The sequence below is a fragment of the Kineococcus vitellinus genome (assembly GCF_009906315.1).
In the GTDB taxonomy this organism is placed as follows: Bacteria; Actinomycetota; Actinomycetes; order Actinomycetales; family Kineococcaceae; genus Kineococcus; species Kineococcus vitellinus.
The window spans coordinates 1-11,376 of the sequence record NZ_JAAALL010000138.1 but is presented as its reverse complement, the minus strand read 5'-3'; the positions used below and the strand labels follow the sequence as shown (position 1 = coordinate 11,376).

The 11,376-nt window shown below is 75.6% G+C and carries 9 protein-coding genes; 6 read left to right on the top strand and 3 right to left on the bottom strand.

The window, feature by feature from the left end; translation table 11 throughout:
- Nucleotides 1-151: 151 nt before the first annotated feature.
- Entirely contained in the window at nucleotides 152-1,177 is a 1,026-nt protein-coding gene (locus GTQ99_RS13180) for an LLM class flavin-dependent oxidoreductase (protein ID WP_166616194.1), read from the bottom strand.
- Nucleotides 1,178-1,233: 56 nt separating this feature from the next.
- Here GTQ99_RS13180 and GTQ99_RS13175 point away from each other — a divergent pair, with 56 nt between their 5' ends.
- The 4 genes from GTQ99_RS13175 (at nucleotide 1,234) to GTQ99_RS13160 (ending at nucleotide 6,277) form a co-directional block, all read left to right on the top strand.
- Nucleotides 1,234-2,052 carry a shikimate 5-dehydrogenase gene (locus GTQ99_RS13175; protein ID WP_166616193.1) on the top strand — a complete coding sequence of 273 codons (819 nt, stop codon included), beginning with the start codon at nucleotides 1,234-1,236 and terminating at the stop codon, nucleotides 2,050-2,052.
- Nucleotides 2,053-2,153: 101 nt separating this feature from the next.
- Entirely contained in the window at nucleotides 2,154-3,038 is an 885-nt protein-coding gene (locus tag GTQ99_RS26920; RefSeq protein ID WP_166616192.1) for a diguanylate cyclase domain-containing protein, read from the top strand.
- A gap of 163 nt (nucleotides 3,039-3,201) precedes the next feature.
- On the top strand, nucleotides 3,202-5,727 hold the full coding sequence (gene leuS / locus GTQ99_RS13165) for a leucine--tRNA ligase (protein ID WP_205707412.1): 2,526 nt from the start codon (nucleotides 3,202-3,204) through the stop codon (nucleotides 5,725-5,727).
- Nucleotides 5,728-5,746: 19 nt separating this feature from the next.
- Nucleotides 5,747-6,277 carry a GNAT family N-acetyltransferase gene (locus GTQ99_RS13160; protein WP_166616191.1) on the top strand — a complete coding sequence of 177 codons (531 nt, stop codon included), beginning with the start codon at nucleotides 5,747-5,749 and terminating at the stop codon, nucleotides 6,275-6,277.
- A 10-nt stretch (nucleotides 6,278-6,287) separates the two neighbouring features.
- Here the strand turns inward: GTQ99_RS13160 and GTQ99_RS13155 are convergent, their stop codons facing one another.
- The gene (locus GTQ99_RS13155) at nucleotides 6,288-8,561 is read right to left on the bottom strand and encodes a glycoside hydrolase family 3 C-terminal domain-containing protein (protein WP_166616190.1); all 2,274 of its coding nucleotides are present in this window, start codon (nucleotides 8,559-8,561) and stop codon (nucleotides 6,288-6,290) included.
- Between the two features lie 165 nt (nucleotides 8,562-8,726).
- On the opposite strand from GTQ99_RS13155, the gene GTQ99_RS13150 reads away from it, so the two are divergent.
- Complete coding sequence (locus tag GTQ99_RS13150; protein WP_166616189.1) at nucleotides 8,727-9,653, top strand: NAD(P)-dependent oxidoreductase; 927 nt, start codon at nucleotides 8,727-8,729, stop codon at nucleotides 9,651-9,653.
- Entirely contained in the window at nucleotides 9,650-10,543 is an 894-nt protein-coding gene (locus tag GTQ99_RS13145) for a diacylglycerol kinase family protein (RefSeq protein ID WP_166616188.1), read from the top strand. Before GTQ99_RS13150 ends, GTQ99_RS13145 begins: the two co-directional genes overlap by 4 nt.
- Here GTQ99_RS13145 and GTQ99_RS13140 read toward each other — a convergent pair.
- Nucleotides 10,500-11,376 (bottom strand): alpha/beta fold hydrolase (locus GTQ99_RS13140; protein ID WP_205707411.1); only part of this gene is annotated, 877 nt, incomplete at its 5' end. The genes GTQ99_RS13145 and GTQ99_RS13140 overlap by 44 nt on opposite strands.

Sequence of the window (11,376 nt, the reverse complement as noted above, 5' to 3'; positions counted from 1 at the left end):
GCGACGGGCGCGCCACCGGCCGAGGCGTCGTCGATCGCGGCGTCGAGCGCTGCGCTGTCGCCCACGTCGGCCTCCTGCGGCACGGGCCGGGACCAGGGCACCAGGGTGCTCCCGTCCCGGCCCGTCTGTCAGCCGTGCGGCGCCGTGCGGTTCAGGCGCTGCGGCTCCAGCCGACGGCCGGGGCCACGTGCTCGACGATCGAGCGCATGAGGTGGGTGTTGTAGTCCACGCCCAGGGCGTTGGGGATGGTCACCAGCAGGGTGTCGGCCTCGCGCACGGCGGCGTCCTTGGACAGCTGCTCGGCGACGACGTCGGGGTCGCCGGCGTAGGTCTTGCCGAAGCGGGCCAGGCCGGGCTCGCCCAGGGAGCCGACGGTGTCGGCGGAGCCGCGCTCGCGGCCGAAGTAGGCCTCGTCGAGGTCGCTGACGATCGGCATGACGCTGCGGCTGACGGAGACGCGGGGCTCGCGCTGCCAGCCGGAGTCCTTCCAGACCTGCCGGTAGAGCGCGATCTGCTCGGCCTGCAGCTCGTCGAAGGGCACGCCGGTGTCCTCGGTGAGCAGGGTCGAGCTCATGAGGTTCATGCCCTGCTCGGCGACCCAGCGGGCGGTCGCGCGGGTCCCCGAGCCCCACCAGATGCGCTCGGCCAGCCCGGGCGACTGCGGCAGCACCGGCAGCGCGACCGAGCGGCCGGTCATCCGCGGGTCGGACTCGGCCACGCCCACCCCGGCGATCGCGCGGCGGAAGACGTCGGTGTGGCGGCGGGCCATGTCCGCCTCGCTCTCGCCCTCGGCGGGCACGTGCCCGAAGGTCGCCGGGCCGTGCAGGGCGGGCTCGGGTGAGCCGCGGCTGACGCCGAGCTGCAGGCGGCCGCCGGAGAGCAGGTCGGTCTGCGCCGCCTCCTCGGCCATGTAGAGGGGGTTCTCGTAGCGCATGTCGACGACGCCGGTGCCCAGCTCGATGCGGCTGGTGCGGGCGGCCATCGCGGCCAGCACGGGGAAGGGCGCCGCCTGCTGGCGGGCGAAGTGGTGCACCCGCACGAAGGCGCCGTCGAAGCCGAGCTCCTCGGCGGCCACCGCGAGCTCGACGGTCTGCACGAGCGCGTCGCGCGCCGTGCGGGCGGCCGAGCCGGGCACCGGCTGGTAGTGGCCGAAGGAGAGGAACCCGATGCGCTTCACGACTCCTTGAACGATCAAACTCCTGGAGGTGTTCCCGCAGGCGGCAGGATGGGCCCGTGATCTCCAAGGACACCCAGCTGTGCATCTCGCTGTCGGGGCGCCCGAGCAACCTCGGTACCCGCTTCCACAACTTCCTCTACGCCGAGCTCGGCCTCGACTACGTCTACAAGGCGTTCACCACCACCGACGTCGTCGCGGCCGTCGGCGGCATCCGGGCCCTGGGCATCCGCGGAGCCGGCATCTCGATGCCGTTCAAGGAGGCGGTCATCCCGCTCGTGGACGAGCTGCAGCCCTCGGCGGCCGCGATCCGCTCCGTCAACACCGTCGTCAACACCGACGGGCACCTGCTGGCCTGCAACACCGACTACCTGGCCGTCGCGGGGCTGATCGCCTCCCACGGCATCACCCCCGCCGGCACCACCGCCGTGCTGGGCAGCGGCGGCATGGCCAAGGCGTGCGTGGCGGCGCTGCGCGACCACGGCTTCGGCGACCTGCTGGTCGTGGCCCGCAACGAGACGGCCGGGCGCGCCCTCGCGCAGGCCTACGGCGCCCGCTGGCTGCCCGCGCTGGGCGAGCAGCGCCCGGCGCTGCTCGTCAACGCCACCCCGGTCGGCATGGCCGGCGGTCCCGCCGCCGAGGAGCTGCCCGTCGCGCCGGAGGTCGTGCGGGCCGCCGCGGCGGTCCTGGAGGTCGTCGCCGTCCCCGAGGAGACCCCGCTGGTCCGGCTGGCCCGCAGCGCCGGTGTCGAGGTCGTCACCGGCACCGAGGTGGCCGCGCTGCAGGCCGCCGAGCAGTTCGCCCTCTACACCGGGGTGACGCCGACCCCGGAGCAGGTGCGGCGCGCGGGGGAGTTCTCCCGCCTGCCCACCGGCTGACCTCCCGGCCGACCCACCGGCTGACCTCCCGGCCGACCCACCGGCCCGCGTCACCCGCTCGACGCATCCAGCCGGCCCCCCGGCGTGCCGAGCACGTCGAGGTGAGCGATGCGTCCCGAGCCCAGCCGGTCCAGCCCCCCCGCCGCGCGGGCAGCGGGCGGCCCCCGTGGCCCTGGGCCGCGGCCGCCGCCGGGGTCCTCGGGCTCGCGGCCGTCGGCGCGATCGCCACCGCCGCGCTGGCCTCCGCCACGGCGGCGCTCGCGGTCGCGCTCGCCGGTGCGCTGCTGCTGGTGGTCCTGCTGGCGGCGGCGCTGGCCGCGGCCGCCCGCGCCTCCCGCGAGGCGGAGGACGCCGTCGAGTCGCTGCTGCTGGCGCTGGAGTCCGCGCGCGACGAGAGCGTCAACGACGAGGCCACCGGGCTGCTGAACCGCCGCGGGCTGCTGCTGGTGGGCCGCCAGGTGCTGGAGTCCGCGCGCCGTTCGGGCGGAGCGGTGCACGCCTGCGTCGTGGAGGTCACCCCGGCGGTGCAGCTGGGCGGTCCCGCCCCCGGCTCGCAGGAGCTGCTCGAGCAGCGCGAGCAGCGCGAGGCCGCCGTCGCGGCCGCGCTGCGCGGCGCCACCCGCACCTCCGACGTCGTGGCGCGCGACGACGAGGGCCGCTTCCTCGTGCTGGGCCCGGGCGCCGGCCTGCACGCGCAGGAGCTGGAGCGCCGCGTGCGCGTCGGCCTGGCCCAGCACCGCCTGCAGGACCGGGTGCACGGCGAGGGCGGGGAGCGCTCGGCGCGGATGGCCGTGGAGGTCGGCGCGGCCGTGCTCGCGCCCTGGGACGAGGGACAGGTCGCCGACCTGCTCGTGCGGGCCGAGCAGGCCCTGGCGCAGCGGCGGGCGCTGCGCCGCAGCACGCCCGTGCACGGCTGGGGCCGGCGGCGGGCCGACCGCTCCGACCGCCCCGCGCGCCCGGAGCGCCCCGAGCGCCCGGGCGCCTGAGCGCGCGGCCGCCGCGCGGTAGGCTGGAGGCGTGCTGACCCGCCGACTCCCCGGACGGCGCTGAGCTGCTGCGCATGCGCAGGTGCCGGCGCCGCGACCCCTCCTGAGCGAGGGGTCTTTCCACGTCTGCGGGCGGGACGCACGAGTGCACCGGGAGGACGAGATGACGCAGACCGACGCCGGGACCAGCCCGCGCGAGGAGCAGGACGAGCAGCGCTACGACGCGTTCGCGCTGCAGGACAGGTGGCTGCCGGTCTGGGACGAGCTGAAGCCGTTCAAGAGCGGTGCGCCGGGCGACGAGCGCCCGAAGAAGTACGTGCTCGACATGTTCCCGTACCCCTCCGGCGACCTGCACATGGGTCACGCCGAGGCGTACGCGCTCGGTGACGTCATCGCGCGCTACTGGGTGCAGCGCGGCTTCGACGTCATGCACCCCATCGGCTGGGACGCCTTCGGCCTGCCGGCCGAGAACGCGGCCATCAAGCGCGGCCTGGACCCGCGGGGCTGGACGTACGACAACATCGCCCAGCAGCGGGCCTCGATGCGCCGCTACGCGTGCTCCTTCGACTGGGACCGCGTGCTGCACACCTCCGACCCCGAGTACTACAAGTGGAACCAGTGGCTGTTCCTCAAGCTCTACGAGCGCGGTCTGGCCTACCGCAAGGACTCGCTGGTCAACTGGGACCCGGTCGACCAGACGGTGCTGGCCAACGAGCAGGTCCTGCCCGACGGCACCTCCGAGCGCTCCGGCGCGAAGGTCGTCAAGAAGAAGCTGACCCAGTGGTACTTCCGGATCACCGAGTACGCCGACCGGCTGCTGGACGACCTGGACACCCTGGAGGGCACCTGGCCCGCCAAGGTCATCAGCATGCAGCGCAACTGGATCGGGCGCTCCACCGGCGCCGAGGTCGAGTTCGCCATCGAGGGCCGCGAGCAGCCGGTCACCGTCTACACCACGCGCCCGGATACCCTGCACGGGGCGACGTTCATGGTCGTCGCCGCCGACTCCGACCTGGCCGAGGAGCTGGCGGCCGGCGCCGAGGAGGACGTGCGCGCGGCGTTCGAGCAGTACCGCACGCAGGTGCAGGAGACCTCCGACATCGACCGGCTGTCCTCGGAGCGGGAGAAGACGGGCGTGCCGCTGGGGCGCTCCGCGGTCAACCCCGTCAACGGCGAGCTGCTGCCGATCTGGGCGGCCGACTACGTCCTGGCCGACTACGGCACCGGCGCCATCATGGCCGTCCCCGCCCACGACCAGCGCGACCTCGACTTCGCCCGCGCCTTCGGCCTGCCGGTGCGCGTGGTCGTCGACGTCCGCGACGAGGACGGCGAGCCGCTGCCGGACCCGGCGACCTCGGGCACCGCGACCGCCGGCGACGGCGTCCTGGTGAACTCCGGGGAGCTGGACGGGCTGGACAAGGCGGCGGGCATCGCCCGCGCGGTCGAGCTGCTGCAGGCCTCCGGCAAGGGCCGCCCGGCCAGGAACTACCGGCTGCGCGACTGGCTCATCTCCCGCCAGCGCTACTGGGGCACCCCGATCCCGATCGTGCACACCGAGAACGGCGAGGTCCCCGTCCCCGAGGACCAGCTGCCGGTGCTGCTGCCGCCCAGCGAGGGGCTGAACCTCACGCCCAAGGGTACCTCGCCGCTGGGTGCCGCCGAGGACTGGGTCAACGTGCCGAGCCCGGTCGACGGCACCCCGGCCCGGCGCGACCCGGACACGATGGACACCTTCGTCGACTCGTCCTGGTACTACCTGCGGTTCGTCTCCCCGCACGACGACACCCAGCCCTTCGACAAGGACCTCGTCGCGCAGTGGGGCCCCATCGACCAGTACGTCGGCGGCGTGACGCACGCGATCCTGCACCTGCTCTACGCGCGCTTCATCACCAAGGTGCTGCACGACATGGGGTACCTGCCCTTCGACGAGCCGTTCGCGCGGCTGCTGAACCAGGGCATGGTCCTCATGGACGGCTCCGCGATGAGCAAGTCCAAGGGCAACCTCGTCCGGCTGTCCGACCAGCTGGAGGAGCACGGCGTCGACGCGGTGCGCCTGACGATGGCGTTCGCCGGCCCCCCGGAGGACGACATCGACTGGGCCGACGTCTCGCCGTCGGGTTCGGCGAAGTTCCTCGGCCGCGCGTGGCGGCTGGCGCGGGACGTCACCTCGCAGCCCGGGGCCGACCCGGCCACCGGGGACGCCGCGCTGCGCGCGCTCACCCACCGCACGCTGCACGAGGTCTCCCAGCACGTCGAGGCCTACCGGTTCAACGTGGCCGTCGCCCGCGTCATGGAACTGGTGAACGCCACCCGCAAGGCGATCGACGCGGGCCCCGGCCCGGCCGACCCCGCCGTGCGCGAGGCGGTCGAGGCGATCGCCGTCGTGCTGAGCCTGTTCGCGCCGTACGCGGCCGAGGACATGTGGTCGCTGCTCGGGCACGAGCCGTCCGTGGCGCGCGCCGGCTGGCCCGCGGTGGACGAGTCGCTGCTGGTGCAGGAGACCGTCACCTGCGTCGTGCAGGTGCAGGGCAAGGTCCGCGACCGCCTGGAGGTGTCCCCGGACATCACCCAGGACGCGCTGCGCGAGCTGGCCCTGGGCAGCGAGAAGGTGCAGCAGGCGATCGCCGGCCGCGAGCTGCGGACCGTCGTCGTGCGCGCTCCCAAGCTCGTCAACGTCGTCCCCGCCTGAGGTCGGGCAGGGCTTCGACGTGAGCGCCGCGGAGGGTTTCCGGATCGAGACCCCGCGCCTGCTGCTGCGGCGGTGGGCGGCGGGGGACCGGCAACCCTTCGCGGCGCTCAACGCCGACCCCGAGGTGATGCACCACTTCCCCTCGGTGCTGGACCGCGCGGCCTCCGACGCGCTGGCCGGCTACTGCGACAGCGCCTTCGAGCGGTCGGCGGCCGCCGAGGCCGCCCCGTTCGGGCTGGCCGCGGTGGAGCGCCGCGAGGACGGGCGGTTCCTGGGGTTCGCGGGGCTGCACCGCCAGCGCTGGTACCCCGACGACGTCGAGCTCGGCTACCGCCTGGCCCGGGACGCCTGGGGCCGCGGGTACGCCACCGAGGCGGGGGCGGCCTGGATAGCCCACGCCCGCGAGGCCGTGCGCCTGCCGCGGCTCATCACGATCGTGGCGCCGGGCAACGCGGGCAGCCTCGCGGTGGCCGCCAAGCTGGGCTTCCGCGAGGCCTGGCGCGCCGAGCGCGAGGACCGCGAGCACGTGGTCCTCGTCCTGGAGCTCTGAAGGCGCCGCCTCAGGCGCCGGCCCCCGCGTCGGCGAGCAGCCGCGGCAGCTCGTCCTCGGTGACGGGGAAGCCGGGGAAGCGGGTGAGCCGCACGAGCGGGATCGCCCGCATCATCTGCCCGTTGGCGGGGTCGAAGAGCATCTGCTCCCAGGGGGTGCGCTCGATCGCGGCGCGCAGCGCCGGCCCGGCGACGGGGTGGGCCAGCCACCGCTCCACCTCGGCGTCGGCGGTCAGCGGCGCGGCGACGTCGTCCCCGGGCAGGGTGATCGTGGTGGCCAGGCGGATGTCGCGCGAGGAGGAGCCCACGCGGATCCCGAACTCCCCGCCCTCCACGACCCAGCGGCCGGCGACCGGGTGCCAGAACGCGAACGCCCGCTCGTCGAGCACGAGGACGACCTCGCGGCTCTCGCCGGGTTCGAGGTGCACGCGGGCGAAGGCCTTCAGCTCCTGCTCGGGGCGGTGCACGGTGGCCTCGCTGTCGCTGACGTAGACCTGCACGACCTCCGCGCCGGCGACGTCGCCGCTGTTGCGGACGTCCACGCGGACCTCCAGGCCGTCCTCACCGGCCACCAGGCGCAGCCCGGAGTGCTCGAACGTCGTGTACGACAGCCCGTGGCCGAAGGCGCCGGCGACCGGCAGCGCGTGCGCGTCGTACCAGCGGTAGCCGATGAGCAGCCCCTCGCCGTAGCGGACGTGCCCGTGCTCGCCCGGGAAGTTCCCGATCGTCGGGTTGTCCAGGTAGTGCACGGGGATCGTCTCGGCCAGCTTGCCGGAGGGGTTCACCGCGCCGGTGAGCAGGTCGGCGACGGCGCCGCCGCCGGCCTGGCCCAGCAGCCAGGTCTCCAGGACGGCGGGCACGCCCGACTGCCACGGCTCCAGGTGGACCGCGGAACCGTTGGAGAGCACCACGACGACGGCCGGGTTCGCGGCGACGACGCGTTCGAGCAGCTCCAGCTGCGCCGCCGGCAGGTTCATGTGCTCGCGGTCGTAGCCCTCGGACTCGTAGGAGGCGGGCAGGCCGAGGAACAGCACGACGACCTCGGCGGCCTCGGCGTTCGCCACGGCCTCGGCCACCAGCGCTGCGTCGGCGTCCTCGCCGGCGGGGTCGTAGCCGGCGGCGAAGGTGACCTCGCGGGCGCCGGCGAACTGCTCGCGCAGCGCGCTCAGCGCGTCGTCGAGGCGGGTGGGGTTGACCTGCGAGGACCCCGCGCCCTGGTAGCGCGGGGTGCGGGCGAACTCGCCGACGACGGCGACGGTGCCGCCGCTCGCGGCCAGCGGCAGCAGCGGGGCGGCCTGCGGGTCCCGGCCGACGGGGTCGTTCTTGAGCAGCACGGCGCTGCGGGTGGCGGCCTCGCGGGCCAGGGCGTGGTGGGCCCCGGCGTCGAAGGAACCCGGTTCGGCCAGCGCGGTCCGCGACCTCTCCACGAGCTCGAGCACGCGGCGCGCCGAGCGGTCGACGTCGGCCTCGCTCAGCGTCCCGGCGGCGACGGCGTCCAGGACGCGGCGGGTGCCGGTGCCGCCGGAGGAGGGCATCTCGAGGTCGAGCCCGGCGCGCACCCCCTCCTCGCGGGCGTCGACGGCGCCCCAGTCGGAGACGACCAGCCCGGTGAAGCCCCACTCCTCGCGCAGCACCCGCGTCAGCAGCCAGGGGTCCTGGGAGGCGTAGACGCCGTTGATGCGGTTGTAGGAGCACATGACCGTCCACGGCTGGGCGGTCTTCACGACCCGCTCGAAGGCGGTGAGGTAGATCTCGCGCAGCGTCCGCTCGTCGACGTCGGCGGAGACCGTCATCCGCTGCGTCTCCTGGTTGTTGGCCGCGAAGTGCTTCAGCGAGGTGCCCACGCCCTGGCTCTGCACCCCGGCCACCATCGCGGCGGCCAGGTCGCCCGCGAGCACGGGGTCCTCGGAGAAGTACTCGAAGTTGCGTCCGCACAGCGGCGTGCGCTTCATGTTGACCCCCGGCCCGAGCAGCACGGCGACCCGCTCGGCGCGCGTCTCCCGGCCCAGCGCCTCGCCGACGCGGCGCAGCAGGTCGACGTCCCAGGAGGAGGCCAGACCGGCCGCGGGCGGGAAGCAGGTCGCCGGCACGCTGGCGTTCAGGCCCAGGTGGTCGGCGCCCTCGGCCTGCTTGCGCAGCCCGTGCGGGCCGTCGGTGACCATGAGCGCCGGGACGCCCAGGCGCTCCACGGGCTCGGTGTGCCAGAAGTCCGAGCCGCCGAGCAGGGCGGCCTTCTCCGCCAGGGTCAGCCGGCTCAGCAGGGTCGTGACGGCGTCGTCGGTCATGGCCGGACCGTACCCCGAAAGTCGAGCACTCGGTAGGTATTCGTGGGGGACGGGACGGGACGGGACGCGGCGGCCGCCGTCCGCACAGCCCGCCGACCCGCCCGTCCGTCCACAGCGGCCCGCGCGGCGGGTCCCGCGGCCGGGGCGGCCGCCTAGCGTCCCGGCGTGCCCCGATCCCCCTACCGCCCCCGCGACCCGGCGCTGCCCGGCGCCCTGGCCGCCGCCGACGCCCTCGTCGTCTGGGACGGCTTCGACGCCGCGATCAGCGCCGCCTGCGCGAGCGCCGGGCCGCTGCCGCGGCTGCGGTGGGTGCACACCAGCAGCGCGGGCCCGGACCGGCTGCTGTCCGGCGGCCTGGTGGAGCACCTGCCCACCGCCGTGCTCACGTGCAGCCGCGGCGTCCTGGACCGCGACATCGCCGAGTACGTGCTGGCCTGCGTGCTGGCCTTCTGCAAGGACCTGCCGACGACGCTGCGGCTGCAGGCCCAGCACCGCTGGCAGCACCGCACGACGCTGGGGCTGGCGGGCCGGCGGGCCCTCGTCGTCGGCGCGGGCTCGATCGGCACGCAGGTCGGGCGGCTGCTCGCGGGGCTCGGCGTGGCCGTCGAGGGGGTGGTGCGCAGCCCGCGGCCGCCGGTGGAGCCCTTCGCGGCGCTGCACGGGCCGGCGGACCTGGTGGGCCTCGTCGGCCGCTGCGACCTCGTGGTCGTCACCGCGCCGCTGTCGGCGGCCACCCGGGGCCTGGTCGGCCGCGACGTCGTCGCCGCGATGCGGCCCGGCACGATCGTCGTCAACGTGGGCCGCGGGCCGGTCGTCGACGAGGACGCGCTGCTGGAGGCCCTGCGCGCCGGGCGGCTGGGCGGGGTGGCGCTGGACGTGTGGCGCACCGAGCCGCTGCCGGCGGACAGCCCGTGGTGGGACGAGCCCGGCGCGATCGTCTCCCCGCACCTGGCCGGCGACGCGGCGGGCTTCGGCGAGCGCCTGGAGGCCCTGCTGCACGAGCAGGTGCGCCGGTTCGCGGCCGGGGAGGCGCTGCTGCACGTGGTGGACGCCGAGCACGGCTACGCGGCAGCCCCTACGGTGCAGGCGTGAGCCCAGCACCCCTGACCCGCGTCGTCGTCGTGCTCAACCCCAACAGCACCGGCGACGGGCCGGACAACGCCCGGCGCCTGCAGGAGGAGCTGCAGCGGCGGGTGCCGCAGCTGGAGGTGGAGCTGCTGGAGACCCAGCACGCCGGGCACGCCGAGGACCTGGCCCGCGAGGCGGTCGCGGCGCGGCCGGGCACGCTGGTGGTCTCCGCCAGCGGTGACGGCGGCTACCACGAGGTCGTCAACGGGCTGCTGCAGGCCGAGCGGGAGGGGCACGAGGGCCTGGCCGCGGTGCTGCCCTCGGGCAACGCCAACGACCACGCCACCGCCACCCAGGAGCGCCCGCTGGTGGAGGCCGTCGTCGACGCCGCCGGCGGCAGGCCGCCGGTGCGGATGGACCTGCTGGAGGTCAGCGGCGCCGGCCGCACCCGGGTGGCGCACTCCTACGCGGGCATCGGCATCACCCCCGTCGCGGCGGCCGCGCTCAACGAGCACGACCTGGACGCGGTGAAGGAGTCGATGCTCGTCGTGCGGGCGTTCTGGAGCTACCGGCCGCTGGCGATCGTGCACGAGGGCCGGCGGCTGCGCATCGACTCGCTGGTGTTCGCCAACATCGACCGGATGGCCAAGTACGCGCAGCTGTCGGAGGACTCCGCCCCCGACGACGGGCGCTTCGAGACGCTGCTCATCCCGCACCGCGGCAAGCTGCGGCTGCTGGCGGAGTTCGCGCGGGTGCTGCGCGGGGCCCACGAGGTGGAGTCCCGCAGGGCGCCCTACGTCTTCCGCACCGAGTCGCCGATGCCGCTGCAGCTGGACGGCGAGGTGTTCCAGGTGGAGGCCGGCTCCACCCTCACGGTGCGCTGCCTGCCGCTGGCGCTGGCCACCGTCCGCTGAGGAAGGCGCGCACCACCTGCGAGGAGCGCGGGCGGGCCTGCTCCAGGTAGCCGTGGCGGGCGCCGGGGAACGTCAACAGCCGCGCGCCGGGCACCCGCCCGGCCAGCAGCGCGGCGTTGGCGACGGGCGTCAGGGCGTCGTCCTCGCCGTGCAGGACGAGCGTGGGCGCCGCGATCCGCGCGAGCAGGTCCCAGCCGTCGTGGCCCGTGCTGGCGGAGTGGTGGGCGCGGCGCGCGCGGGGGGTGCCGCGCGGGGCGAACCGGGCCGCCGTCGCGGGGTGCTCCGCGATCCACGCCGGGGGGAAGAACAGCTCCGCCAGCGCCGCCCGGCCGGCGGGGGAACCGCTGTGCCGCAGGGTGCGGGTGACCTCGGCCGAGCGCGGGACCTCGTGCGCGCCGCCGGGTCCGGTGGCGCCCAGGACGAGGGAGGCGACGCGCTCGCCGTGCTCGGCGGCCAGCACCTGCGCGACGCGGCCGCCCATGGAGAAGCCGTAGACGTGCGCGCGGGCGACGCCGAGGGCGTCGAGGACGGCGAGGGCGTCGGCGGCGAACGTGCGGGTCGTCCAGTCCCCGGCCTCCACCTCGCCCTCCCCGGTGCCGCGGGTGTGGGCGACGACGACCCGGAAGCCGCCGGCGAGGTCGGCCAGGACCCCGTCGAAGACGTCCGGGCCCAGCGACTGGCCCGGCAGCAGCAGCACCGTCGCCGCGTCGCGCTCGTCGCGCTCGGCGCGCTCGGCGCGCTCGGCGCGCTCGGCGCGCTCGGCGCGCTCGGCCACGGTGGCGCCCAGGACGCCGCCCGCGACGGGCACGCGCAGGGTCCGCACGGGCGGCGGG